The 26,434-nt window shown below is 35.3% G+C and carries 24 protein-coding genes; 13 read left to right on the forward strand and 11 right to left on the reverse strand.

The window, feature by feature from the left end; genetic code table 11:
* The 4 genes from GTK57_RS08425 to GTK57_RS08440 are packed head-to-tail and all read left to right on the forward strand — an operon-like array spanning nt 1 to nt 2,931.
* Nucleotides 1-540: a GNAT family N-acetyltransferase gene (locus tag GTK57_RS08425; protein WP_163122632.1), complete on the forward strand. Its 540-nt coding sequence runs from the start codon at nt 1-3 to the stop codon at nt 538-540.
* A gap of 6 nt (nt 541-546) precedes the next feature.
* A complete protein-coding gene (locus GTK57_RS08430) occupies nt 547-954 on the forward strand; it encodes a MaoC family dehydratase (RefSeq protein WP_163122634.1) in 408 nt (135 codons plus the stop codon).
* A gap of 10 nt (nt 955-964) precedes the next feature.
* Nucleotides 965-2,080 (forward strand): DegT/DnrJ/EryC1/StrS family aminotransferase, encoded by a 1,116-nt coding sequence (locus tag GTK57_RS08435; RefSeq protein ID WP_163122636.1) that lies wholly within the window; start codon nt 965-967, stop codon nt 2,078-2,080.
* Nucleotides 2,080-2,931 (forward strand): glycosyltransferase family 2 protein, encoded by an 852-nt coding sequence (locus tag GTK57_RS08440; RefSeq protein ID WP_163122638.1) that lies wholly within the window; start codon nt 2,080-2,082, stop codon nt 2,929-2,931. The genes GTK57_RS08435 and GTK57_RS08440 overlap by 1 nt, the downstream gene beginning before the upstream one ends.
* Here the strand turns inward: GTK57_RS08440 and GTK57_RS08445 are convergent.
* Together GTK57_RS08445 and GTK57_RS08450 are read right to left on the reverse strand one after the other, a co-directional pair.
* A complete protein-coding gene (locus tag GTK57_RS08445) occupies nt 2,908-3,483 on the reverse strand; it encodes an acyltransferase (RefSeq protein WP_163122640.1) in 576 nt (191 codons plus the stop codon). The two genes, GTK57_RS08440 and GTK57_RS08445, sit on opposite strands and share 24 nt — an antisense overlap.
* Nucleotides 3,480-4,460, reverse strand: coding sequence for a glycosyltransferase family 2 protein (locus GTK57_RS08450; protein WP_163122642.1), 981 nt, complete (start codon nt 4,458-4,460; stop codon nt 3,480-3,482). Before GTK57_RS08450 ends, GTK57_RS08445 begins: the two co-directional genes overlap by 4 nt.
* 81 nt (nt 4,461-4,541) lie before the next feature.
* Between GTK57_RS08450 and GTK57_RS08455 the strand changes: the two genes are divergently transcribed.
* Both GTK57_RS08455 and GTK57_RS08460 read left to right on the forward strand, forming a co-directional pair.
* Entirely contained in the window at nt 4,542-5,408 is an 867-nt protein-coding gene (locus tag GTK57_RS08455) for a WlaTC/HtrL family glycosyltransferase (protein ID WP_163122645.1), read from the forward strand.
* Nucleotides 5,409-5,419: 11 nt separating this feature from the next.
* Nucleotides 5,420-6,340 (forward strand): hypothetical protein, encoded by a 921-nt coding sequence (locus tag GTK57_RS08460; RefSeq protein WP_163122647.1) that lies wholly within the window; start codon nt 5,420-5,422, stop codon nt 6,338-6,340.
* Nucleotides 6,341-6,359: 19 nt separating this feature from the next.
* Here the strand turns inward: GTK57_RS08460 and GTK57_RS08465 are convergent, their stop codons facing one another.
* The 3 genes from GTK57_RS08465 to GTK57_RS08475 all read right to left on the reverse strand — a co-directional run bounded on the left by GTK57_RS08465 (nt 6,360) and on the right by GTK57_RS08475 (nt 9,441).
* Nucleotides 6,360-6,578 (reverse strand): hypothetical protein, encoded by a 219-nt coding sequence (locus GTK57_RS08465; protein ID WP_163122650.1) that lies wholly within the window; start codon nt 6,576-6,578, stop codon nt 6,360-6,362.
* A 152-nt stretch (nt 6,579-6,730) separates the two neighbouring features.
* The gene (gene aspS / locus GTK57_RS08470) at nt 6,731-8,515 is read right to left on the reverse strand and encodes an aspartate--tRNA ligase (RefSeq protein ID WP_163122653.1); all 1,785 of its coding nucleotides are present in this window, start codon (nt 8,513-8,515) and stop codon (nt 6,731-6,733) included.
* 152 nt (nt 8,516-8,667) lie between these two features.
* A complete protein-coding gene (locus GTK57_RS08475) occupies nt 8,668-9,441 on the reverse strand; it encodes a DUF4184 family protein (protein ID WP_163122656.1) in 774 nt (257 codons plus the stop codon).
* A 127-nt stretch (nt 9,442-9,568) separates the two neighbouring features.
* Between GTK57_RS08475 and znuD the strand changes: the two genes are divergently transcribed.
* Together znuD and GTK57_RS08485 are read left to right on the forward strand one after the other, a co-directional pair.
* A complete protein-coding gene (gene znuD, locus GTK57_RS08480; RefSeq protein WP_163122659.1) occupies nt 9,569-11,653 on the forward strand; it encodes a zinc piracy TonB-dependent receptor ZnuD in 2,085 nt (694 codons plus the stop codon).
* A 113-nt stretch (nt 11,654-11,766) separates the two neighbouring features.
* Nucleotides 11,767-13,230 (forward strand): phospholipase D-like domain-containing protein, encoded by a 1,464-nt coding sequence (locus GTK57_RS08485; protein ID WP_163122662.1) that lies wholly within the window; start codon nt 11,767-11,769, stop codon nt 13,228-13,230.
* Nucleotides 13,231-13,341: 111 nt separating this feature from the next.
* Here GTK57_RS08485 and GTK57_RS08490 read toward each other — a convergent pair whose 3' ends face one another.
* Nucleotides 13,342-13,794 carry a hypothetical protein gene (locus tag GTK57_RS08490; protein ID WP_163122665.1) on the reverse strand — a complete coding sequence of 151 codons (453 nt, stop codon included), beginning with the start codon at nt 13,792-13,794 and terminating at the stop codon, nt 13,342-13,344.
* A 179-nt stretch (nt 13,795-13,973) separates the two neighbouring features.
* On the opposite strand from GTK57_RS08490, the gene GTK57_RS08495 reads away from it, so the two are divergent.
* Nucleotides 13,974-14,441, forward strand: coding sequence for an RcnB family protein (locus GTK57_RS08495; protein ID WP_228720301.1), 468 nt, complete (start codon nt 13,974-13,976; stop codon nt 14,439-14,441).
* 40 nt (nt 14,442-14,481) lie between these two features.
* On the opposite strand, the gene GTK57_RS08500 is transcribed toward GTK57_RS08495, so the two are convergent.
* Entirely contained in the window at nt 14,482-14,979 is a 498-nt protein-coding gene (locus GTK57_RS08500) for a phosphate-starvation-inducible protein PsiE (RefSeq protein ID WP_163122668.1), read from the reverse strand.
* A 163-nt stretch (nt 14,980-15,142) separates the two neighbouring features.
* Between GTK57_RS08500 and GTK57_RS08505 the strand changes: the two genes are divergently transcribed.
* Nucleotides 15,143-15,325, forward strand: coding sequence for a hypothetical protein (locus tag GTK57_RS08505; protein WP_163122671.1), 183 nt, complete (start codon nt 15,143-15,145; stop codon nt 15,323-15,325).
* A gap of 59 nt (nt 15,326-15,384) precedes the next feature.
* Here GTK57_RS08505 and GTK57_RS08510 read toward each other — a convergent pair whose 3' ends face one another.
* The 3 genes from GTK57_RS08510 to GTK57_RS08520 form a co-directional block, all read right to left on the reverse strand.
* Nucleotides 15,385-17,166 carry an acyl-CoA dehydrogenase C-terminal domain-containing protein gene (locus GTK57_RS08510; RefSeq protein WP_163122674.1) on the reverse strand — a complete coding sequence of 594 codons (1,782 nt, stop codon included), beginning with the start codon at nt 17,164-17,166 and terminating at the stop codon, nt 15,385-15,387.
* Between the two features lie 171 nt (nt 17,167-17,337).
* Nucleotides 17,338-19,140: an acyl-CoA dehydrogenase C-terminal domain-containing protein gene (locus tag GTK57_RS08515; RefSeq protein WP_163122677.1), complete on the reverse strand. Its 1,803-nt coding sequence runs from the start codon at nt 19,138-19,140 to the stop codon at nt 17,338-17,340.
* Nucleotides 19,141-19,450: 310 nt separating this feature from the next.
* The gene (locus GTK57_RS08520) at nt 19,451-20,062 is read right to left on the reverse strand and encodes a hypothetical protein (protein ID WP_163122680.1); all 612 of its coding nucleotides are present in this window, start codon (nt 20,060-20,062) and stop codon (nt 19,451-19,453) included.
* 135 nt (nt 20,063-20,197) lie between these two features.
* Here GTK57_RS08520 and baeS point away from each other — a divergent pair, with 135 nt between their 5' ends.
* The 3 genes from baeS (at nt 20,198) to GTK57_RS08535 (ending at nt 24,101) form a co-directional block, all read left to right on the forward strand.
* Entirely contained in the window at nt 20,198-21,850 is a 1,653-nt protein-coding gene (gene baeS, locus GTK57_RS08525; protein WP_152874309.1) for a sensor histidine kinase efflux regulator BaeS, read from the forward strand.
* A 13-nt stretch (nt 21,851-21,863) separates the two neighbouring features.
* On the forward strand, nt 21,864-22,550 hold the full coding sequence (locus GTK57_RS08530) for a response regulator (protein ID WP_152874308.1): 687 nt from the start codon (nt 21,864-21,866) through the stop codon (nt 22,548-22,550).
* 195 nt (nt 22,551-22,745) lie between these two features.
* Nucleotides 22,746-24,101 carry an amino acid permease gene (locus GTK57_RS08535; RefSeq protein ID WP_163122683.1) on the forward strand — a complete coding sequence of 452 codons (1,356 nt, stop codon included), beginning with the start codon at nt 22,746-22,748 and terminating at the stop codon, nt 24,099-24,101.
* A 51-nt stretch (nt 24,102-24,152) separates the two neighbouring features.
* On the opposite strand, the gene GTK57_RS08540 is transcribed toward GTK57_RS08535, so the two are convergent.
* Entirely contained in the window at nt 24,153-26,309 is a 2,157-nt protein-coding gene (locus GTK57_RS08540) for a TonB-dependent siderophore receptor (protein WP_163122686.1), read from the reverse strand.
* Nucleotides 26,310-26,434: the final 125 nt, after the last annotated feature.

The raw sequence follows: 26,434 nt of genomic DNA on the forward strand, positions 1-26,434 counted from the left end.
ATGAAAAATTTTACATTAAAAGCAGGTACGATTTATCTTCGATTGGTAAATGAGAGTGACGCAGCATTTATTTGCAACTTGAGAAATAATGATGAGTTAAATACTTATATTTCTAAATCTACATCAGATGAATATGCTCAGCGTCAATGGATTATAAATTATAAAAAAAGAGAAGAAAGAGGGGAGGAGTATTATTTCATTATTTGTAGAAATAGTGATGATTTAGCAGTTGGTACAGTTCGACTATACGATTTTAAAGAAAGTCCTAAATCATTTTGCTGGGGAAGTTGGATTCTAGGAGAAAATAAAACAAAATATGCAGCTGTGGAGAGTGCATTACTTGTTTATGAGGCAGGCTTTTTATATCTTGGATTTGAACAAAGTCATTATGAAGTAATGAAGGGGAATGATAAAGTTCATTCATTCCATTTAAAGATGGGAGCTGAAAGAGTTTCAGAAGATAGTACTAATATATATTATATTTTCCCTAAGGAAAAATATGAAGAAAATAGAATTCAATATGCTCGTTTTTTGGGTTAGTTAAATATGTTATCTATAACTGAATATAAAGTCGGTATGTGCGCTGAAATTACACACTCGTTTAGTGAAAATGATGTGGAATTATTTTCTAAATTAAGTGGTGATGTAAATCCTGTACACTTAAATGACGAGTATGCTAAAACAACCATTTTCGGTAAGCGGATAGTACACGGTGCTTTAGCTTCAAGTATATTTTCTACTATATTTGCAAATAAGTTACCTGGTGCTGGTTGTATTTTTTTTAGATCTGAAAATAAATTTCTCAGACCTATATATTTAAATACAGAAGTTCTTTTTAAGGTGGAAGTTTCAGGTATTCTGCAAGAGAAAAAACGTGTGATTTTTAAGACATTTGCTATATCTAAGGATCAAGAGTGTATCGTAGGTATGGCTGAACTTTATATTCCAGAATGATGTATTTATAATGACTCCTTTTCTTGATTTAAAAACTATTAATCAGCAGCATCGTGATGAATTAATTGCGGCTTGTACACGTGTTATAGATTCGGGATGGTATATTGGTGGTAAAGAGTTAGAGCAATTTGAACAAAATTTTGCTAAGTATTGTGGTGTTAAATTTGCGATTGGTGTTGCAAATGGGTTAGATGCTTTAACACTTACTCTTCGTGCGTGGAAAGAAATAGGTAAGCTTAAGGATGGTGATGAAGTCATTGTTCCATCTAATACTTATATCGCCAGTATATTGGCTATAACCCTCAATAATTTAAAACCGATATTAGTTGAGCCTAATATTGATACATATAATTTAGACCCTAAGCTAATTGAAGATAATATTAATTCAAAAACCAAAGTTATACTTGCTGTTCACTTATATGGTCAATTGGCAGATATGCCAAGTATCACTCAACTTGCTAAAAAACATAATCTCTTAGTTTTAGAGGATTCTGCACAAAGCCATGGTGCTGAATATCAGGGGGTAAAATGCGGGAATTTGGGGGATGCTTCTGGTTTTAGTTTTTATCCTGGAAAAAATTTAGGTGCTTTAGGTGATGCTGGTGCTGTAACAACGAATGATGAGGAGTTAGCACGTACATTAAAAGCTTTGAGAAATTATGGCTCACATGAAAAATATAAAAATCTGTTTATTGGTGTAAATAGTCGTTTAGATGAAATGCAAGCGGCATTGCTTAATGTGAAATTAAAATATTTGGATGAAGAAACTGAGTATAGACGAAATATTGCAGAGCGTTATTTAGGTGGTATAAATAATTCATTGATAGAGTTACCAAAAGTTGATAGCTGTGCAAGTCGTGAAAAAAAACATGTATGGCATTTGTTTGTTATAAGAACAAAGTTTAGAAATGAACTACAGCATTTTTTAATGGAAAAAGGTATTCAAACACTAATTCATTATCCAATTCCGCCGCATAAGCAAAGTGCATATAAGGAATGGAATGAATTAAATTTTCCAATTTCAGAGTTGATACATGACGAGATTCTCAGTCTACCAATGGGTACACATGTAAGTTATGAAGAAGTGAATACAATTATTAAAACTTGTAATGAGTTCAAAATCTAATGTCAGTACATGAATTTCAGCCTTTAGTAACAATAGTCATCCCGAGTTATAATCATGCTTTATTTGTGCAAGATACGATAAAGAGTGTCATCAATCAGAGTTATGAAAATATTGAGCTAATTGTTATTGATGATGGTTCATCTGATAATTCAGTTTATGTTGTTAATGAGTTGCTTGAGCAATGTCAATTACGGTTTAAACGGTTTGAGTTTAGAGTTAGACCAAATAAAGGCTTAAGCAATACTTTGAATGAAGCTTTGGAGTGGGCTATAGGGGATTATTTTTGTGCAATTGCATCAGATGATCAGATGCTACCGAATAAAACAGAGTTGCAAATAAAAGCATTTAAATCCGATACTGTTGGTGTATTTGGTGGGGTAAATGTTATTGATGCAAAAAATAATATTATCATGACGAGAGTACGAGAGTATTCTGAATCTAGTTTCGATGATATTATTTTAACTAAGCATGATTTACCAGCCTCTTCCCAGATGTTTGAGATAAATGCATTAAGGGAAGCTGGAGGCTATAATCCTAATGTTAAAGTAGAGGATTGGGATCTTTTACTTAGAATCTCAAAATTAAATAAAAAAATGGTTTATATACCAGAGGTTTTAATTAGTTATCGTAAACATGATACTAATATTAGCTCTGATTCAACATTCATGTATGAAGAGATGAGCAAAATATTGGCTCAATATGTAGATGAGCCATTATATGCTCGAGCAAAATTCATTATAAAAAGATGCTTATTACTTCCAAAAATTAAGGAAAAAAATAAATTAATAGCCTTACTGTTTAAAGTAAAAATTTATTTGGAATATAGATTATTCTGTCTCACTCGTAAGTAGCTTCTTAATGAATTTGGCTGGATTTCCTGCATATACTGTATGTGCAGGTACATTTTTAGTAACTAAAGAACTATTTCCAATGACTGCACCATCACCAATATGAACTCCTTTTAAAATACGAACATTTTCTCCAATAAATACATTTTTACCAATATGTACAGGTAAGCATATATAATTTCCATTATTTCTATTTTCAACTTCTAGACCATGAAAATCTGAGTCGGTAATAAATAGATTAGGACCAATCAAACAATTACCTTCAATTGTTATTGATGTTTTATCAGCAATAATAGAAAAGTTATTGTTAATAGCTGTATTGGGCATGATTATAATTTTTGCAGAGTCATTTCTTGCTTCGATATATCCTGTGGTACTGTAAAAGTAAGGGGATGGCCATACTCCTAATTGGGAATTTTGAATAGTTATTTCACCTTTACCAGTAAAGATTACAGGATAAAAAAATTCCCGATTGATTTTTAAATTTTGACAATCAGAAACAAACTTCTTGTAAAAAAAATATCTGATTCTGTTATATGATTTTAATAAATTCATTTGAATGTCTTTAATCTGATTGTTGAAAATATAATAAATAAAAATAAACGAAAAAGTCTAATTTTATTTTTAAAATTTAATCTATTAATAATACTGCTATTTTTAATAAATTTGTAGCCAATAGTTATACTATTTAACCAGTCTTTCTTGTTTTTAATAGTATTAAAGTTTTTTTGAAAAACTTTTTTGTTTCCCCAGATTGTGGAAATTAACTCTTTATCAAGTTTGTCTGTGATTGATAAATGGCATAGTAATTTATGCAGAATAATAGCATTATTAATTAAAAAACAACTATTCATATTAATGTTTTTTGTTGTGGAGTTTTGATTATATTGATAATAGTATATAGAGGAAATGCGGTAAACATTATTTGAATTTAAAAAATTTAATCGCGTGATTATTTCATCATTATTTAAATAATTTTTTTGTTCGGGGTTAAATTGATGATATTGATTATAGCTTTTTAAAAATATATTTTTTTTAGTGCACATGAGACCTGAAATTTTCCAACCAGCGATAGAATTTTTTAGGCATTCAAAACCTGTATATACATTAATAGAGCAATCAAAACAAGGCAAGGGATTATAACTTCCATCTTTATTTTGTATCATTACTTCGGGCACAATTGTATCAATATTCTTGAAGTTATTTAAAGTTGATAAAATAGTATCAATCATATCATTTGAGATAAGGTCATCAGCATCAACCATTAAACAATATTCTTCATTAATTTGGTTTATGCCATTTAATCTAGCAATGGCCGCTCCTTGGTTTTTTTGGTTAATTATTGTAAATTTAAAAGATGAAGTTAATAATATTTGTTTTAATAGGCTTAAGGTAGAATCTGTAGAGCCATCATTGATGAAATATAAGTGAAAATTATGATTGGTTTGTAACTTTAAATGATTAATAAAATTACGGATATTTTTTTCCTCATTGTATAGAGGAGTAATTATTGCTATGCAATTAATTTTCATTGAAACTCCAAATATAGTAAGTACTATATTTAATTAAATTTTTTAATTATAATATAGAATTATTTTTTGTGCGCCAAATTTATGAATGTTTCTTCAGGCATTAATCAGAATATAACTATAGTTACTGCTTTTTTTGATATTGGTCGTGGAGATTGGACAGAAGATAAAGGGCATCCTGAATATTTGCATAGAACAACGAATAAATATTTTGATTATTTTAAAAATCTTGCACAACTAGAAAATTCTTTTATTATTTACACATCAGACGAGTTTGTCGATGAAATTTTAAAGATTCGTGATGGAAAGCCTACAGTTGTTATTTCTATTGATATTAAAGAGAAATTTAAATTTTTCTTAAATAAAATTGAAACTATTCAAAAAAATGATGATTTTCGTAAAAAAGTTTCGTATGAGCAATTGTGTAATCCTGAATATTGGTCTCCTTCTTATGTATTAGTTAACAATTTAAAGTCTTATTTTGTTAATGATGCAATTAAAAATAAATTAGTTTCGACAGATTTAGTTGCTTGGATTGATTTTGGGTATTGTAGAGATACGAAGACTTTAAATAATCTTATGCAATGGAACTATAATTTTGATACTTCAAAAATGCACTTATTTACTATAAAAAAGAAGTATCAATTTACTGAAGAAAATGTGCTTAAATCAATTTTAGGTAATGTACCTTTTATTATTGGTGGTGGGATAGTTGGAAGTGTCGAACTATGGCCTAAATTTTATGAGTTAATTTTGGCTAGTCAGATGGAATTGCTTGATCGAAATATAGTGGATGATGATCAAGGAGTATATTTGTTATCTAAACTTAAAAATCCTGAAATGATTCAATTAAATTATTTAGGTAAAAATAATTGGTTTGCTATATTTAAGAAATACAGACAAGCAAATAGTTTACTTGATAAGATAAAATCAATTATAAAATCTTGGTAGTAAGTTATTTTATGGAAAAGTGTTCAGATTTTAGCCCTGTAATTATGGGGGCTGCTACAGGATATGCGCCACAAAAAGTTGAGTTATTTCTTAATAGTATATCGAGAACCAATTTTAGTGGTGTAGTTGTTCTTTTTTTAAATGATGATCAATTAGATGATTATAAAGAATATTTTGGTGGAAGATACTCTAATCAATTTGAGTTGCGATTTGTAATTACTCAAATTGGCGTTTTTAGTAGCTCAAAGTCCCTTAATAAATATTTGCAAAAAGCTATACGTTTTTTTAGTAAATATATTGTGCTAAAGGAACCTAAGTTAAAAAAAGATTTCATTTATTATTTTGCACCGCCACATGTTTCAAGATTTTTTGATTATTATAATTTTTTAAAGTTGAATAATTTCACTCATATTATTTTAACTGATACTAGAGATGTAATCGTTCAAGGTGATCTAAATAAGCTAAATCAACAAGGGCTTTTTCTAGGTATGGAAGATAAGAGCTTATTATTAGGAAAAGATTCATTTCATGTTAAATGGATTGGTGATGTTTATGGTAAAAAATATTTATCTGAAATTTCAAATAAACAAATTTCTTGTGCTGGAGTAACATTTGGTGATTATCAGTCTATAAGGCATTATCTTGATATTATGATTAATGAATTCATGAAATTGCCTTACTATACTATGGTTCGATCTAATTACGATCAAGGAATTCACAATAAGTTATTATATTCAAATGAGTTTTCTGGGGTGAAGCTGTGTCAACCATTAGGTTCTGAAATTGCTACTTTAGGAGTTATGAATATTAATAATGTCGTATTAAATGAAGATTGTCTGATTTTAAATGCGGATGGTAGCATACCAACATTTGTTCATCAGTATGATAGGCATAAAGGGCTAGAGCAATCTTTGAAAGATAAGTATTTATAATCTACAAGAGAAGGATGAGTTACTCCTTCTCTGGATTCCCTTTCAAAACCATATAAATCAACCCAACAAAAATCACGAATGCACCGCCTAAACTACTAATGCAGAAGAACACAATTCGGTCATAAGTGGTTAAATTGAATAGCTGATTATCTACGATATAACGCATGAATAGCCACTGTACGATAGCAAAGATAATTAAAACAATTGCACGACGACGAACTTCAGGACGCATAGCCATAGGAGATATTCACAATTACGTGGAAAGTGGAGGCTATTATGCCACTGATACTCTTTTGACTCAATGCAACAAGAAAAGCCCTGCAATTGCAGGGCTTTTTTTTATTCCTTCTTTATGTTTCTCTCAAAAGGAGAAAAGGAAGGAGATAAGAATTATTTAGCTTCTTCAGCCTTTGGTTTTTCGCGTAAACGAATACCTAAGTCACGTAATTGATTCGCTTCAACAGGCGCAGGCGCTTGAGTTAAAGGACATTCCGCAGTCTTGGTTTTCGGGAATGCAATTACGTCACGAATAGAAGATGCACCAGTCATCAACATCACTAAACGGTCAAGACCAAATGCCAAACCACCGTGAGGAGGCGCACCGAATTTCAATGCATTAAGTAAGAAGCTGAATTTCTCTTCTGCTTCTTCTTCTGAAATACCAAGCGCTTCAAAGATCGCTTTTTGCATTTCTAGGTTGAAGATACGAAGCGAACCACCACCAACTTCAGTACCGTTCAATACCATGTCGTAAGCAACAGATAACGCAGCACCTGGGTTGTTCTTCACTTCTTCAACGCTAGATTTAGGCAACGTGAAAGGGTGGTGAACAGACGTCCATTTACCATCATCAGTTTCTTCAAACATTGGGAAATCAACAACCCAAAGTGGAGCCCACTCGCAAGTTGCCATCTTCATGTCGTGACCGACTTTAATACGTAAAGCGCCCATTGCATCGTTTACAACTTTCGCTTTGTCCGCACCAAAGAATACGATGTCGCCATTTTCAGCGCCAACACGTTTCAATAGATCAAGCACGATTGGCTCGATGAATTTAACGATAGGAGATTGAAGACCTTCGATGCCTTTTTCAAGATCATTAACTTTGATGTAAGCCAAACCTTTCGCACCGTAGATGCCAACGAATTTAGTATATTCATCTACTTGGCTACGCGGAAGTGCAGCAGCACCCGGTACGCGAAGCGCAACAATACGACCTTTAGGATCTTTTGCAGGACCTGCGAATACTTTGAACTCAACGTCTTGCATCATGTCTGCAACGTCAACCAATTTCAAAGGAATACGCATATCTGGCTTGTCCGACGCATAGTCACGCATTGCATCTGCGTAAGTCATACGTGGGAATTTATCGAATTCAACGTTTAGAAGTTCTTTGAACATCTTAACTGTTAAAGTTTCCATTAAATCCATGATGTCATCGTCACTCATGAACGATGTTTCAACGTCGATTTGTGTGAATTCAGGCTGACGGTCAGCACGTAAGTCTTCATCACGGAAACATTTAGCAATTTGGTAGTAACGATCGATACCGCCAACCATCAACAACTGTTTGAACAATTGTGGAGATTGTGGAAGCGCGTAGAAGCTACCGTTAGAAACACGGCTTGGAACTAAATAGTCACGCGCGCCTTCAGGAGTAGCACGAGTTAGAATAGGAGTTTCAACGTCTAAGAAACCATTGTCTTCGAAATAGTTACGAATAAGGTTAGTTAACTTAGAACGGAAACGTAAACGATCTAACATTTCAGGACGACGAATATCAAGGAAACGATATTTCAAACGTACTTCTTCAGAAATATTTGTATTTTCGTCATTCAAAGGGAATGGCGGAGTTTCAGAAGCAGCAAGAACTTCAATGTCTTTACCTAATACTTCAATTTGACCGCTAGTAATATTTGCGTTTTCAGTACCTTCGTAACGACGACGTACACGGCCTGTAATTTTTAATACAAATTCTGAACGAGCCTTATCCGCTGTTGAGAATGCTTCAGGAGTATCTGGGTCAATAACCACTTGAACTAGACCATCACGGTCACGCATATCAAGGAAGATAACACCACCGTGGTCACGGCGACGGTGTACCCAACCGCATAAAGTTACGGTTTGGTCAATTTGAGCTTCGGTTAAAGAACCGCAGTAATGAGTTCGCATCATAGCGTAAACAATCCAACTATATGGTTTAAGGCGAGCGAATGCGTAAACAGCGCACCGCTTTCGAATATTGAATTATGCCTCTTTTTGGACATTTTGTCACAACAACTCAAAGGAAAAACCTGAAGCTTAAGCCGAAAAACATAAATTATTCGCTAAGATATTGTTGATGAATGGAACTTTTTAAATTTTTTGAATTGATAGGTCAGGCAACACGCAGAAAAACACAGTAAAGAAGCTTGGGTAAATTTATTGATCATTCTTCCTAAAAAATAATATGAATGATTTATCCATATTTCAGGATTTATCTTTAACGCGTAATTACCCAGATAAATCAATCCTGCTAAACAAGAAATGAATACGCTCATCAATAAAAAACCATGATGATTTTGCACTAATTTTTTTTGATGATGCTGTTTGTAATATCGAAGGATCATCCAAAAAATAAAAGGTAAAGGCGAAACGGAAGATAAAATTTGTAAGAGAAAATAATAAGAATATTGCCGATTAAATACAGAAATTGACGATTCAAAGAATGAAAAGGAAAATAAAGTTCTTGAATCTAAATGTGTTATTCCATCCCATAAAATATGCGTGATATTTCCAATAATCAAAGCAATACACACATATCCTAAGAATTTAACCAAAGAAAAGATATTCGAAATATTAAGGTCATCTTTAAGTGTTAAACATGAATATATGGTAGGTCGAAACAAGCCATACCAAAGACAGCAAAAAGCCAATCCTAATATTAAATTTGGATAAATAAGCGAATTCCAAGTATGTGTTTCTAAACCAACTGAATTGGAAAAAAGTCGAAATAAATCGGGTGCCATACTGCCAATAGCAAGTGCGGCAATGGGAAGGTGGTTGTTCGATATTTTTGAAATAGGTGATGCAATTACTGTATGTGCAAGCGTAAAAGGCATAATTCTTATTTCAAAAGTGGAGGATTTAAAGACTAATAGAATTGTAAAGAGAGTACAAATTATCTTGCATAAAATAAGTAATGTTATAATATTACATTATCAAAACAATCTAATCTGAGTTTTAGACATGTCTTTTCATAAAAATTTATTGACGCTCTCTATTTTAGCTTCAATTACTTCTATCGCTTTTGCGCAAGAAAATAAGCAATCACAACAATTAGAAACCCTTAAATCAACTGCACATCCACTGACACAATCGGCAGCAGATTTTGCCACGGCAGATAATGTCATTGGGCAAAAAACGCTTTCAACAGGTGCGCCAACCATTGGTGATGCTTTGTCAGGTGAATTAGGTGTGTATACCAATCAATATGGTTCGGGTTCAAGCCGACCTGTAATTCGTGGTCAAGATGGTCCACGTGTAAAAGTTTTACAACATGCGTCTGAAACAGCCGATGTTTCAACCTTATCGCCCGATCATGCTGTTACTGTAGACCCAATTTTAGCAAAACAAATTGAGGTAATTCGTGGGCCATCGACATTGCTTTATTCAGCAGGAGCAGTGGGTGGTTTGGTCAATGTGACGGACAGTAAAATTCCAACAGAAATGCCAGAAAAAGGATATGAAGGGCAAGTGGGTTTACGCTATAACTCAGGTAGCGATGAAAAACTTGCAAGTGGTGGCGTGACCGTTGGTTTGACCGATCAAGTTGCATTACGTGTTGAAGGTTTGAAACGTGAAGCGAATAGCTATATCGCGCCTAATTACTTCCATGACCATGATGGCGTATTAGAAAAAGAACGCAGAGTTGGTAATACATTTGCAAAAGGTGAAACTGTAAATGTAGGTTTATCTTGGATTCATGATCGTGGATTTACAGGTATTTCATATAGTAATCGCCAAGATCAATATGGTTTACCAGGACATAATCATGAATATGAATCGTGTCATCCACATGAAGATCATTTACATTGTGATGGTCATGATAATCATGGTCACACCGATGAGCACGATCATTCAGGACATGGACATGATGAACACGATCATGATCATGGGGCAGGTCCTTGGGTCGATTTAAAAACAGAACGTTATGATTTCCGTACAGAATTAGCCGATCCATTTGCAGGTTTTTCTAAATTACGCGCACATGCAAGTTATACAGATTATAAGCATGATGAAATTGAAGGAAATGATATTGCAACAACCTTCAAGAGCAAAGGCTACGATGGTCGTTTAGAGCTTGTTCATAATCCAATTGCGGGTTGGGAAGGTGTATTTGGAACACAATATAATCAACAAAAATTAGATATTACAGGTGAAGAATCTATTCTAGAGCCTACAAAAACACAAAAATGGAGTTTATTTGCTTTAGAGCATAAACAAGTTAATGACTTCCATTTTGAATTCGGCGCGCGTGTAGATCATCAAACGATTGATATTGATTCGAATAAAAAGAATTACAATGATCAAGCATATTCAGGTTCTGCTGCTGTAAATTGGGTATTTGCACCGAATTACACATTATCTTTGGTTGGTTCACATCAACAACGTTTGCCACTTGCACAAGAGTTATATGCAGATGGAAAACATCTTGCGACCAATACTTATGAACGTGGTAATGAAAACTTAGATGTTGAAAAATCGAATAACTTAGAGCTTGGCTTACGTTTCGATAATGGTTCTTTAGATTATCGTGTGAATGTTTACCACAACTGGTACGACAATTATATTTATGCTGCAACAACCGATAAATATGAAAATTTCCGCTTAGTCGATTACACGCAAGATAAAGCTAAATTTTATGGTGCGGAAGCTCAAGTAGGCTACGCAATTAATGACACCTATAAAGTCAGTCTTTTTGGTGATGCTGTTCGTGGAAAAATTGATGGTATAAATGCACCACGTGTTCCTGCGGGTCGCGTAGGTACTAAAGTAGATGTTGATTTTGCAGATGGTTGGTCAGGTTTAGCAGAATATTCACATGTGTTTAAACAAGATCGTATTTCTGCATTCGAGCAAGAAACAAGTGGCTATAACATGGTGAATTTAGGTGTGGCATATGCAGGTAAATATGCGCAAGACACAGATTACCGTGTGTATTTTAAAGCGAATAACTTGTTAGATGAAGATGTTTATCAACATGCATCTTTCTTATCGAATATTCCACAAGTGGGTCGTAACTTTACCGTTGGCGTAGACTTCAGTTTTTAAGATCAAGCATGTTTTATCAATATTTAAGAGAGTAGATGGCGATAAAACACAAAACTGCTTGAAAAAGCAAAGAATAAAACCTAGCCTGAGCATATTGGGTTAGGTTTTTTCTTATGCGTATCTTTCAAAAAATTCATCAAAAATTAAATTGGTCAAAAAAGCGTTATTTTGTAATTGCTTTTGGTTTGTTGGCTTTAACATATTTAGGTTCGGCAATTTACCATACCTATAAACCACTTCCTGAAGGTTTGAATTTTACGGGTAAATTACGTCACGCCAATGTTCAATTCTTAGCAGACCAAACGTATATTGATGCTCAAGGTAAGCAACAACAAGATCAGAAAATATTTAAAGAAATTCTAAAATTAATTGATGATGCACAAACAACAATTGTCATTGATATGTTCCTGTTTAATAAAGAAGTGGGAACGTCTACAGCAACGCATCAAAAACTCACACAGCAGTTAACTGATGCTTTAATCAATAAAAAAATCTTTTATACAAATATAGAAATTAAGTTTATTACAGATCCAATCAACTCTGTTTATGGTGGAACTTTACCTGAAAATTATCGTCAATTACGTCAAGGTGGAATTGATGTTGTTGAAACAGATTTGGCGTCGTTACGTGCATCGAATCCAACATGGTCAGGTCTTTGGTATATCTGCTGTCAGGGTTTAGGCAATAATGCTGAAAAAGGTTGGTTGGCCAACCCATTTGGCGATGAAAAAATTACTTTAAGAAGCTATTTCAATTTATTTAATTTTAAAGCCAATCATCGTAAAACCATTACTGTTGATACGAAAGCGGGTTGGAAAACTTTAGTCACGTCTATGAATCCGCATGATGGTAGTTCACGACATTCCAATGTGGCTTTAGTGGTCGAGGGAAATACTGCAGTTGATGTTTTAAAAACAGAGCAAGCTGTTGCATTGATGTCAAAAGCAGATGTTTCAGGTGTTGTGATTGGTGAATTTGAAGCAGAAAAAAACAAGCCACAGGTTCAGGTTTTGACTGAAAAAGCGATTCTTGATGCAACATTGAATTTAATTAACACTGCAAAAGCAAAAGAAAACTTAGATTTGGCGATGTTCTATTTATCTGAACGTCAAATTGTAAAAGCTTTAATTGCTGCAAAACAGCGTGGCGTGAATGTTCGGGTGTTGTTAGACCCAAATAAAGATGCGTTTGGACGTGAAAAAAATGGTATTCCAAACCGCCAAGTTGCTTCAGAACTCAATGATGCAGGGGTGAATGTGCGTTGGTGCAATACGCAAGGTGAACAATGTCATAGCAAGATGATCATTAAATCGAATGGTCAGCAAGCAGAATTAATTTTGGGTTCTGCGAATTTCACTGCACGTAATTTGAAAAATTATAATTTAGAGACAGATTTACGCGTACTTGGTTCAATTCAAGACTCAGTATTTATAGATGCTCAAGCTTATTTCAACACAGCATGGTCAAATTTAGATGGGCGTAATATGAGTGTTGAATATGCTCAATATGCCGATGAATCTAAATTTAAATATGTGGTTTATCGCTTTATGGAATGGAGTGGTTTTTCTACTTTTTAACGTTATTTTTAATCTCCCTAAATCCCTCTTTAATAAAGAGGGACTTTCCTCCGTTAAAAAAGGGATTTCCCTCTCCTTGTAGGAGAGGGTTAGGGAGAGGCTTTAAATGATTTAAGGCTCAGGATTTGGTGGAACAAGCTGATCCAAATCTTTATCAGATATTTTATCGAGTTCGTGCAAATCGGTTTTAATTTTCCATTGAGCTTCATCTTCAATAGGTTTAGGTAAACGAGCTTCTAACCAATCACAAACAACATCTGGACTAAAATCGGGATGATTACACTGAATCACCCAACATAAAAATTGTTTGGCTTCACCATTCATATAAGGCGGTGGTGATACAGGTAAAAATTGTGTTGGAAGACGTTCATTCTTAGAAATGTAATTTAGAACATGACCTAGTTCTTGCACAGTTTGCCAAGCTAAAGCGTGATCAATATTAATTTGGAACTTAAACCACCAATTGTGTTTTCCATCGGAACCATAAGAATCAATGAAAGCTTTTTGAACACTTGGTACTTTGCAGAAGAATTCATATAAACGGTCAAAACTTAAATCAGCCACAGTGTTTGATCCAGAAATAAATAAAAATATTTTAACATATCTCGTTCTAGTCTTTGGCTTTAAGCGTGTAGAAAGAAGGAGATGTTTGAATTACAAAAAATAAGCCATTGTCGTTTTTTTCTTCATTTTTTAATTTAAACTATTCTTTATAATGAAATTAAATAAAATGAGGGCATGCAATGAAAAACATCATCACGGCTACAATTAGCACAATTGTGTTTTTATCTATGCCTTCAATAACACAAGCCAATAGTACCAAATGGAATGCTTCGGTTGGAGTGAATTTAGGCACATCGAATCGACCAAACTATCCACAACAGCCACCGTATTATCCACAGCAACATCCAAGTTATCCAAATCAAGGATATCCGTCACAGGGATATCCACATTATCCGCCAAACCGTCCATTTCCGCCTTCAGGTAATATTCATCCAAATGGTGGGGTGAGTTTGACCTACCAAGCGCCAAGTTATACAACGGTAAATCATCAAACTTATACTTGGGTCAATGGTGATCCGAATGTCGCGCAAATTAAAAGCTCGACAAAAATCATCATTAGCAATTGGCGTGAATTAGGTTTGCCTGCACCGCCAAATGGTATGCATTGGATTTATGAAGATGGTCGCTATATTTTAGAATCAAATTAAGACGTATAAAAAATCCCGCAGGTTTGGCGGGATTTTTTATTTAGGCAAGTTCGTCATCTTGTGGGCGAGGTGGAGTATCTGAGGTTGATGGTGTGTTGGAATGTTTTTCTCGCATAACAGATGGATAAGTCCAAGATGCATAGCGCACAATTAAAATCGCAAAAGCTAAAATAAGAATAGAGCCTGTAGTAATGACCAGTCCAATATCTGCTTGATGGTCGTGTTGAATATCTGAAATAAGTAAGCGTGTTAAAGCGGTAATTGCAATATAAATTAAAAAGCGCACTGGCATATGATTGGTTTTAAAGTAAATACCAACCATGGCGCCCAATTCTAAATAAATGAACAGTAAAAGAATATCGTCAATGGTTGCAAATTGTTTGATGGCTAAAATTTCATATACCGTATTGCCTGCAGACCAAATCACCATACAGCCAATCACAAATAGGGCAATGTAGTGAAATCCTTCTACTGCAAGGTTTCCAAGGCGATCGAGGAGGGTTTCTATTTTTTCAATTTTTGGATCGTGACGTGTCATGTGTCCTCCTTATATTTGTGTCGTTCATTGTTGTTTAAATATAAGCAAGTTTCATGCACATTTAATGAAACGTTATGACGATAAAATGATAAAAAATTGTGTTTTTTTTAAACTATTTTGCTGTAATGTATGGTATGACTAAAGTATTGATAAGGAGAAAGAAATGTTAGATAAAATTCAAACAAAAATTGAGAGTCTAAATACAGGTAAAAAGCTGATTTTAGGGGCTGGGATTCGTGCTGAGGAGTTTCCAAAAGTGCAGAGTTTATGTGAGTCTTTACAAGAGAATGGATTAATTAAAATTGTGAATGCGCAGCAAACAGCAATCATTATTGAAAAAGTTTAAAAGCTTATAAAGTAAAAAACGCCTGAATGATCAGGCGTTTTTTATTGTCTTATGAAAAATTAAGACTGATTTGTAAAGTAATCTTCGCTGAAGTTTGTGATGACTTCTGAACCTGCTTTAATTTTGCTAATACGCAATGAAAGCTCAGGCAAAATGCGTTGAACAAAGTAAAGTGCAAGAGAAAGTTTGTTTTGGTAGAACGCACCTTCTTTATCTTTTGCTGCATTGGCAATGCGTGCAAACATATACGAGAAGCTGAGTAAGCCAACTGCATGTAAATAATCTACCGCAGCTGAATTAGAGAATTCAGGATTTTCTTTAGCCGCTTCTAAGATGTATTGAGTAACAGATTCTATTTCTGCAGCTGCATCTAATGTTGCATCTTTAATGAAGTTTAAATCTGCATCTAAAGCATTTGCAAAATCACGGATTTCTTGAATATAAGTTGAAATATATTCACCGCCACATTTAATGGTTTTACGACCAATTAAATCTTGTGACTGAACGCCATTTGTACCTTCATAAATTTGGGCAATACGTAAGTCACGTACACATTGTTCCATACCCCATTCACGAATAAAGCCATGACCACCAAAGACCATTTGTGCATCAAGTGTTGCATTGAATGCCGTATCTGTAAGATATGCTTTTGCAATTGGTGTTAAGAGAGCAACACGATCATTTGCAGCTTTAACCGCTTCAGGATCTGTTGAGAATTTTGTGATATCAAGTTGCTGACCTACATACACAGCAAATGCGCGAGACGCTTCGTTATTTGCACGTGCGTTTAATAACATACGGCGTACATCGCCATGTACTAAAATGCTATCGGCAGGTTTGTTTGGCGATTGAACACCTGAAGCACTACGACCTTGCAAGCGATCTGTCGCATATTGCGCCGCATTTTGATAAGCAAACTCTGAAGCACCTAAACCTTGAATACCCATAGACAAACGTTCGTAGTTCATCATCACGAACATTGCTGCTAAGCCTTCATTTTCTTTGCCAACCAAATAGCCTTTCGCACCATCAAAGTTCATGACACATGTAGCAGAAGCTTTAATCCCCATTTTGTGTTCGATAGAACCTGGACCTGCCGCATTACGTTCGCCTAAAGAACCATCTTCATTGACAAGGAATTTAGGCACGATGAACAGTGAAATACCGCGTGAACCTGCAGGTGCATCAGGCGTTTTTGCAAGTACAAGGTGAATGATGTTTTCTGCTAGGTCGTGGTCACCACCTGTAATAAAGATTTTAGTACCTGTTATTTGGTAAGTGCCATCTTCATTGCGTTCAGCTTTGGTTTTAATAATGCCTAAATCTGTACCTGAATGTGGTTCTGTTAAGCACATTGTGCCTGACCATTCACCTGAGTAAATTTTAGGTAAATAGGTTTCTTTTTGCTCTTGAGATGCATAGCTATTTAAAGCCATACCTGCACCTACAGAAAGAAGTGGGTAGAGCATGAAAGATGGGTTTGTAGCGAACAGCATTTCATCTGAAAGTACAGTCAGCATTTTTGGCATTTCCTGACCGCCCCATTCAGCGTCAGCTGCCAATCCAATCCAACCACCTTCTGCATATTGTTTAAAAGCTTCTTTAAAGCCCGCAGGGGTTGTCACATTGCCATTGCTATAGGTTGCACCTTCTTCATCACCTGTACGGTTAATCGGTAAAGTTACATTTTGTGCAAATTTCGCCATTTCTTCTAAAATAGCTTCAGCTGTTGCAGCATCTACATGAGCAAGATTTTCGTTGGCTTGCCAGAATTCTTCGGCCTTAAATACGTCATTAAGGATGAATTTCATGTCTGCAAGAGGTGCATTATAAATTGGCATCGTGGTCACCCGTTATTGTGTCTGTTTTTTCCGTGTTTTAATCAGTCTAATCGAGAGTTTTTTAAATTGTTAGACGACTAAAGAATTAATTTTTCCATATCTTTTATAAAGAAAAAGGACGGCCAATTCAATGACTGTCCTTTCTCTGTGTTGCATTAGAACGTCATTTTTTTAGAATGCAAAATGTTCAGCATCTAAAGACATTAATGGTTCTAAACCGCCTGCAATTACTTCTACGTGTGAACGTACACGTGGAAGTACTTTTTTGAAGTAGAAGCGAGCAGTGGTTACTTTCGCATTGTAGAAATCTACTTCTGTTGAGCCTGCAGCCAATTGTTCTTGTGCAACAAGTGCCATACGAGCCCATAGGTATGCAAGTGTTACATAGCCAGAGAAGTATAGGTAATCTACCGCAGCAGCACCCACTTCTTCAGGGTTTTGCATTGCTTTAGCGCCAATTTGCATTGTTAATTCGCCCCACTCTTTATTGAGAGCAGCAAGCGGTTCAACAAATTCTTTCATTGCAGCATTGTCTTTATTTGCTTCAGCAAATTTATGAATAATCTTAGTGAAGTCTTTCAACATTGCACCTTGAGTACCCAAAACTTTACGACCTAACAAATCGAGTGCTTGAATTTCTGTTGTACCTTCGTACAAGCAAGCAATACGTGTATCACGAACAATTTGTTCCATACCGTGTTCAGAAATAAAGCCGTGACCACCAAATACTTGAACACCGTGTTTTGCAGATTCAGAACCAATTTCAGTTAAGAATGCTTTTGCAATTGGCGTAAGTAAAGACAATAGGTTGTCTGCAGTTTTACGTTCTTCTTCAGTTGCACCTTTTTCAGCTGTGTCTGCATATAACGCTAAGTTATAAACAAGCGCACGTGAACCTTCTGCAAATGATTTTTGAGTCATCAGCATGTTACGAACAGCAGGGTGAACAATAATTGGATCTGCTTCTTTTTCTGGTGCTTTAGGGCCAGAAAGTGAACGCATTGCTAAACGATCTTTCGCATAAGTTAATGCACCTTGGAAAGCCGATTCAGATGCAGATAAACCTTGTACAGCCGTACCAATACGTGCAGTGTTCATGAATGTGAACATGCAGTTTAGACCACGGTTTTCAGGGCCAATAAGGAAACCTTTTGCGTTATCAAAGTTGATTACACATGTTGCGTTACCGTGAATACCCATTTTGTGTTCAATAGAACCACAACGTACTGCATTACGCTCACCTACAGAGCCATCTGCATTTAAGTTGAATTTAGGTACGATGAATAACGAAATACCTTTAGTGCCTTTAGGTGCACCTGGTAAACGTGCAAGAACGATATGAACAATGTTTTCTGCCATATCGTGTTCACCAGCAGAGATAAAGATTTTCTCGCCAGAAATTGCATAGCTACCATCAGCTTGTGGTTCAGCTTTAGAGCGAATAATACCTAAGTCAGAACCTGCATGAGATTCTGTTAAGCACATTGTGCCTGTCCATTCACCTGAAACAAGTTTAGGTAGGTAAGCGTCTTTTTGTTCTGCAGAACCATGATGTTCTAAAGTACGAACTGCACCATGAGAAAGACCAGGGTACATACCCCATGCCCAGTTAGACGTACCAACCATTTCAGAAATGATAATACCTAACGAGTTTGGTAATGCCTGACCACCGTATTGCTCTTCAGCAGCAAGTGAAGGGAAACCAAGTTCTACATATTTTTGATACGCTTCTTTAAAGCCTGTAGGTGTGGTTACAACACCATCATTCCAAGTACAACCTTCACGGTCGCCCACTTGATTTAAAGGAGATAGTTCATTTTCACAGAAATCTGCAGCGGCTTCTAAGTATTGATCGACCAATTCGCGGCTAACGCTTTCTTGGAATGCAGGAAGAGTTGCATAATGTTGTTCAGCGTTTAATAACTCATGCAATACGAATTGCATATCACGTAGGGGCGCTTTGTATTGTGGCATATCGGTTTCCTCAATACTGGTTTAAACCAGCGTTATAATCCAGATAACATTGTAAACGGGTCTTCAGTGACACGTATTTGAATAGCCTAATCCTGCAACATCTTAGATGAAGGTACAAGTATTTCTTTGAATATTGATAGTGACTGTTAAGTCAAAAAAATAATTAGAGATTTTTGTAAGTATTTAGAGTGTATACATTTTTATTGAATTTTTTATGACATAAATAGTCAATCAATCTAAAAAACAATATCGAACAAAAAAGGCGCAATAATGCGCCTTTAATATCAATATCTTAGTGAAAGTAAATATTTTATTTTGTGAGAGCGGCTGCTTGAACAGGTGCTTTAGGTTGGAAGCGAACTTCACATTTACCATCTAAAGTTTGTGTACCTACTTTTACTTGTACAGCTTTACCATCTTTTTGACCTTGGCATGCTTTTGCTACGGCTTGTTGGTGTGCTTGACGCTCAGCAAGACGTTGATCGAACTTTTTAGTCAGTTCTGCACGTTGAGCATCTGTTAATGGCTCACCACGTTTGAAATCACCTTGGCGTATTTCACCGCGCATAGGGCGATGATCTTGGCGCGCTTGTTTGTCTACTTTTTTGTGTTCAGATTTAAAATGCATGACACATGTGCCATCAATTGTTTTTTCACCCGCTTTAACTTGAACAGTTGTGCCTGTTGCTTTGTCATCACATGCTTTATGGATTTGTTGCATTACTTCACGATGTTCAGCGCGAGATTTTTCAAATGTTTCACGTTGTTCAGGTGACATTTTACGGTCTTGTTTACCATGATGATCTTTCATCATACGTGAATGGTTTTTGTCTTGTGTATTCGCAGTAGATTGACAAGCGGTTAAAGCCCCCATACTTAAAACGCTTGCACCAATTAAAGCAATCTTTGTCATGTTACTCATTGTTGTAATCTCCAAAAAGAAGAAGTTAATTCGATGCTTACAGATTAAATAATAATGATGAAGAAACAATGGAGAGTTTTTTGAGTCAGTGTTGGTTACAATGTCGAATATAGAAGAAAAATAGAGATTTGGCTCTTGAATATTCGTCGATTTCCCATTGCCTTACGTTTGTTCTTAACTGTGCTTTTTACCACAGTTGTGATTACGACCGTCAGTCTTGGGGTTCTACATTGGACTATGCAAAAAAACTTTGCCAAATATGTGGCAGATGTTGAAATGCAAAAGTTAGATCACTTAATAACTAACTTGGCAGCAGTCTATGGGGAATATCATGATTGGGGTAATGCAATTCAAGCGCAAATGCTTCAAATTGAAGGTGAAGCTGCGCCAGATGATTACGATAAATTGTCACATTGGTGGCTTAGACGGCAATATGATATTGCCTTACAACAGCGCTATTTTGAAGAACACACCATTGTTAATTCTTCTAATATGGCAAAAATAGTACAGAACAAACCTGCATTAAGTAATGAAGAGTTAAGTATTCTTAAACTGAATTTACCCTCAGAGTTTCAACCCTTTGAAGGTTTAAGATTTCCATTAAGTTCAAACCAAAATTTAGCGAAAATTGCACAGAACAATAAAGATGGGCAAAAAACTGAAAATACCACCAATAAAAAGCAATTTATTTCGATGCCTGACCGTTTAGGTTTAAGTTCACGTTTATCTTTATATGATGCAGAACAGCAATTTATTGTGGGTGAGCAATCGGATGATCAAATGGCATTTCGTCCAATTATGGTTGATCATAAAATTGTAGGTTATTTAGGTTTAAAACCTGTTTTAGATCAAGATGATGCTTTAAGTATTAACTTCTTTAGTAATCAAAAAAGATATTTGCTATTGGTGTACGGTTTAACCATTTTTGCGAGTTTGATTGCAGCATTATTATTGGCAACCTATTTTAAAAAGCCAATTCAGCGTTTGTTGAATGGGACAAAAGAATTAACACAGGGTAATTATTTACATCAAGTGACCGTAAACCGAAATGATGAATTGGGCGATTTATCGAATCAGCTCAATCATTTGGCAACAATGCTCGATCAGCATGAAACATCGCGTCGTCAATGGGTTGCAGATACATCTCATGAGTTAAAAACACCGCTTGCAGTTCTTCAAGCACAAATTGAAGCGATGCAAGATGGTATTCGTAAGCCAACGCCTGAGCATTTTAATTCAATGCTTAATCAGGTGAGCAGCTTGAAAAAACTGACACAAGATTTAGCCGATTTAGCGCAAGCAGAAGCCATGCAACTGAAATGTTATTTGGCAACAGTAAATCCGTGGGTTGTGATTGAGCAAGAAGTTGAAAACTTTATACCAAAATTTGAACAAGCCAATTTAACCATCACTACAACAGGTGAGGGAACAGATTTACAATTAGATGTAGATCGTTTTAAACAAATTATGGTGAACTTATTGAGTAACAGTATTCGCTATACAGAATCAGGTGGTAAAGTTCATGTACATACGGAACAAACTGCGACTGAATGGACGGTCTATGTTGATGATAGTCCATTGGGTTTAAGCGATGAACAATTGGCGAACTTAGGTCAAAGATTTTACCGTGTGGATGATTCTCGAACTCGTGCGACAGGTGGAACAGGTTTAGGTCTGGCTTTATCGGCTAAAATTGCACAAACATTGGGTGGTCAACTGAGTTTTGATCATTCACCATTAGGTGGTTTGCGTTGCAAATTAACCTTCCCGAAACAAATGAAACAATAAAAGGAAAGCATGCATGAAACATATCATGTTAGTGGAAGATGAAGTTGAGCTTGCACAGTTGGTACGTGATTATTTAGAAGCTGCAGGCTTTGAAGTCAGCATGTTTCACGATGGTCAGGAAGCTTATGACAGCTTTATGCAGCGTAAGCCAAGCCTCATGATTTTAGATTTGATGGTACCTCGTATGGACGGCTTAACCATTTGCCGTAAAGTACGTGAACAATCAGACTTACCAATTATTATGGTGACTGCGCGTACAGAAGAAATTGATCGTGTACTTGGTTTGAACATGGGCGCAGATGATTACGTATGTAAGCCATTTAGTCCGAAAGAACTGGTTGCACGTGTACAAGCCGTTTTACGTCGTTTAGAGCGTAAAGCAGAGCCTGAAAGCAACGATTTATTCCGTATGGATAAAGCGCAACAGCGTATTTGGTATCAACAAAAGTCTTTAAGTTTAACGCCAACAGAATTTCGCTTGCTCGAGTTGTTTTTAGAGCATGTTGGGCATGTTTATTCACGGGCACAATTACTTGATCATATTAACCCTGACAGTTTTGATGTTGCGGATCGGGTGATTGACAGTCATATTAAAAACTTACGCCGTAAAATTTCAGAAGCAGCGGAAACAGGAAATCGCCACGAATGGATTCAAGCTGTTTATGGTGTAGGCTACCGTTTTGAATATCCTGAAGATTAATTAATATTTAAGAATGAAAAAGCGAAGAGGTGAAAACATCTTCGCTTTTTTTATATTCAATATAAATGATTTATAAAGTTTTAGTTTCATCCATATAAGTATTCCCTAAAAAATAATATAGATTTATGTTGCTTGATTAGGCGATTGATCAGGAAACATTTACAATTCAGTTTTTCTTCATAATGAGAGTGTGTTTTGAACAGCAACACGCCTAAATTACAACGACGCTTAAAGAATCGTCATATTCAGCTCATCGCAATGGGCGGTGCAATTGGAACAGGCTTATTTTTAGGTTCTGCGCATATTATTCAATCTGCAGGTCCATCGATTATTTTGGGCTATTTCATTGGCGGAATCATTGCATTTTTAATTATGCGCCAATTGGGTGAAATGATTGTGCATGAACCTGTAACAGGTTCGTTTAGTTACTTTGCTTTTAAATATTGGGGTAAGTTTTCGGGCTTCTTAACAGGCTGGAATTATTGGGTTTTATATATTTTAGTCGCAATGACTGAACTCACTGCAATTGGTAAATATGTCAATTTTTGGTGGCCTGAAATTCCAACGTGGTTAACGGTACTATTCTTTTTTGTCCTTGTTACCCTCATGAATTTAGCCAATGTAAAAATTTATGGTGAGTCTGAATTTTGGCTTTCTATTATTAAAGTTTTAGCCATTGTTGCGATGATTCTTTTTGGTGTGTATTTGCTTGTAACTGCCGATGTAACATCAACAGCATCAATTCAGAACTTATGGATTCATGGTGGATTTTTCCCGCATGGTTTTGAAGGTTTGTTTTACATGCTTGCCTTTATGATGTTTGCTTTTGGCGGTATTGAACTAATTAGTATGGCGGCAGCTGAAACGGAAAATCCAGATCAGAATATTCCAAAAGCTGTAAATCAAACAGTTATTCGTGTTTTCCTTTTTTATATCTGTTCACTTGCTATTTTATTGTCATTGGTACAATGGAATCAGCTTGATTTGGGTGGTTTAGACAAAAGCCCATTTGTGATTATTTTTAATCAAATGGGGATTCATTGGGCGGCACATTTACTTAATTTTATTATTTTGACCGCGTCATTATCTGTGTGTAATAGCGGAATGTATGCCAATAGCCGTATGTTATTAGGGCTTGCTGAACAAGATAATGCACCGAAAATATTTAAAAAGGTCAATGCGCAAGGTATTCCTGTTCCAGCAGTCTTATTTTCTGCATTTCTTATTTTTGGTTGTGTATTACTAAATTATTTTGTGCCTGAAAAAGCGCTCAGTTATTTAATTTATATTGTGGTTGCAGCAGCAGTTTTAAACTGGATGATGATTAGTTTGATTCATTTAAAATTCAGACAAGCCATGAAAAAAGAGGGAATTAAAACCAAATTTCCTGCATTGTTTGCACCGTTCACCAACTATTTTGTTTTAGTGTTTATGTTGATGATCTTGTTTATTATGTGGACACAAGGTTTTATGCTTTCTGTATTGATGCTTCCTGTATGGATTGTATTATTATTTATTGTATTCAAACTCTTACATGGAAATCAGGCATAAAATAAAAAGGACTCGAAAGAGTCCTTTTTATTTGGAGTGAAAGTATAAATATTAGAATTTAAAGCTCGATGAAAACAGTAAGGTGCGTGGTTCACCTAAGTTTAAATCATTACTCCAATAGTGCTTATTAAATACATTGTTTAAGTTGGCACGTAATGTAATGGGTACATCTTTAAATTGTGTTTGATAACGAGCACCGATATTAAATAAAGTATAGGCAGGTAGAACATCCGTATTTTCCTTATCTGCGAAGCTTTTACCTGTATAAATTAGTCCTGCATTTATTGCTAAGTTTTCGATTTGAGGAAGAGCATATTCACCATAGATTTTAAGCATTTCTTTTGCCACAACAGGTGGACGTTTACCTTCAAGTTCTGGCTTATTTTTCTGCTGTTTAATTTTTGGATCTAAATAGGTATAACCACCGACTATAGAAAAGCGATCTGTCAGTTTTCCTGTTGCCGTAAACTCAATTCCTTGGTGAACCTGACGCCCATCTTGTACATAAATTGCGTTTCGATCATCAATATTTTGGCTATATTCAAGTGCTTTATCAATTTTGAAAATTGCAGTATTTAAAGCAAGTTGGTCGTTGAAATCGTATTTTAAACCTAGCTCAATTTGTTTGCTTTTTAGTGGATCAAATTGTTGTCCCGCATTTACTACAATATGTGAACCTGAAGTATCAGGCGCAATTCCACCATTTTCTAAAGATTCAATATAAGTGACATATGTGGTGATGTTATCTTGTGGTTTATAAATAACAGAGATGTTTGGCGTAAATGCAGATTGTTCAGTATCTTTTAATTTATTCTTAATTTTGATGTAAGCACCGCCAATTAAAGCAGACCATTGATCGTTAAATGTAATGTCATCGCCAAGAAGCCAACTTTCACTTTTGCTATCTGCGCTACTTTTAAATTCACCACGATCTAAACTTTCACCAATAGGTTTTGGAAAATAGCTTGGTGATGAAATGTCTAAGTTGTTATAAACGATATCTTTTGCATCTTTCTTAAAGCGTTTTTGTGTGGTGTTCGCTGTTTGATAGCCAAAAGTCAGTTTATGAGCAATAGCTGCCGTATTGAATTGATAATCTATATAGCTTGAACTACGTTTATCAAACTGTTGGCTTGTTCTTCTGTTCATATTTGCTGCATAAATGCGCGGAACGATTTGTGAATATGTATCATCAGCATTCACTTTATTAGTAGCTAGTTGGGTTGCTCGGTCACTTTGGCTTTCTAAATAATTCATTCGGAATGTAAGTTGATCGGTTGCTTGCCAATTTAAATGTGCACCATAACGTTCGGTTTTGTATTCGCTATTGGTCCAATCTTGACTCCAAGATATGTCATTTTTTAGTTCTTTCGCTGAAATACGATTTATATTTTTCCCTGAAAAATCCCAGTCGGCAGATTTTCCATCAATATTAAAGTCGCGATACATTGCATCAAGTTGTAAGGTCAGTTGATCGGTCGGTTGCCAATCGAGTGCAAGGCTTATAAATTTTTTGTCGATACTTTGATTTTTAATTTGCGTTTCGCCATCTTGTTTCATGGCATTCAGGCGATAACCAAATTTTTGTGCTTGATCAAATTTTCCTGAAAAATCACCTGCAACATACCAATTTTTCCCGCCTGTACTTCCTAATGTTATTTCATTAAGCGGTTCAACCGTTGAACGTTTGCTTATAAAATTCATCATGCCGCCAACATTGGCAGGACCATATAAAAAGCCAGATAAACCATTGAAGAATTCAACTTTTTCTGTATCTTCCATAGTTGTACCGTGCCCGTATTGATCACCAGCTAAACCATCTCGAAAGCTATTTGCAACTCGAAAGCCTCGTAAGAAAACAACAGGTTGGTCATTTGCATATTGAGGTGCGCTAAATTGCATGGTTGGATTAATTCTATAAATTTCATCTGTACTCGATGTTGATTGTAAATTTTGAATTAAATCTTGGGAGTAAACTTGTAATGAGTAGGGTAAGTCTTGAAGTTTTCTACCTTGCCAAGGCCCAACTTGTGAAACTTGATTGGTTTTATAGCCTTGTTCCGCACTACCTAAATCTTCTGTTGCTGTAAAACTTAAAGTTGAAAGTGTTTGATCATCTGAAAATGCATAGCTTGTAAACAAACTTAAACCTGTCCTGCATAAAAATAGAGTGTATTTATTGAGTTTTAATTTGTGATATGCATTCATAAAGGTTGCTCAAAATGTGAAATATTTATCGTTAAAATTTCGTAAATGATAATCTTTATTGTTAATGATGTGGTGTTTATTTACACAAAATAAAAATAATGAAACAACTGGATTAAATTTATATG

The organism is Acinetobacter portensis (assembly GCF_010646905.1).
Lineage (GTDB): Bacteria > Pseudomonadota > Gammaproteobacteria > Pseudomonadales > Moraxellaceae > Acinetobacter > Acinetobacter portensis.